This is a genomic window from Enterobacter sp. SECR19-1250 (assembly GCF_013391025.1).
Taxonomy (GTDB): domain Bacteria; phylum Pseudomonadota; class Gammaproteobacteria; order Enterobacterales; family Enterobacteriaceae; genus Enterobacter; species Enterobacter cloacae.
The window spans coordinates 1-315 of record NZ_JACASJ010000334.1 but is presented as its reverse complement, the minus strand read 5'-3'; the positions used below and the strand labels follow the sequence as shown (position 1 = coordinate 315).

The 315-nt window shown below is 42.9% G+C and carries 1 protein-coding gene; it reads right to left on the bottom strand.

Annotated elements, in window-relative coordinates; genetic code table 11:
* Positions 1-12: 12 nt before the first annotated feature.
* A complete protein-coding gene (locus tag HX884_RS26875) occupies positions 13-243 on the bottom strand; it encodes a DUF6387 family protein (protein ID WP_178329069.1) in 231 nt (76 codons plus the stop codon).
* Positions 244-315: the final 72 nt, after the last annotated feature.

Here is a 315-nt window from a genome sequence, read left to right as displayed (position 1 = left end):
GACATCGTTAACTTAAGATACAAAAGCTGTTCGGAGATGGAGGGTCAAGATCACTCCTGAAAAAATACGCTCATATTTAATAGCATCTTCCCTATCAAACGATGAAGGATCATCATCAACATCCCGATAAAGGAAATCCCGCCACTCAAGTTCTTTGATAAATTGAGAGAGAGTTAACCCATTGATGAAGTTATAGTTATTAATATCAAACCACGATAAATCTTTTTTTGTCGCTCTAGCCATACGCCACCTCGCGCCCTCTGATTTTGGCGGCTATGCCAGCCCGCAGAGGTGTACGGGTTTTCGGGGATCAGC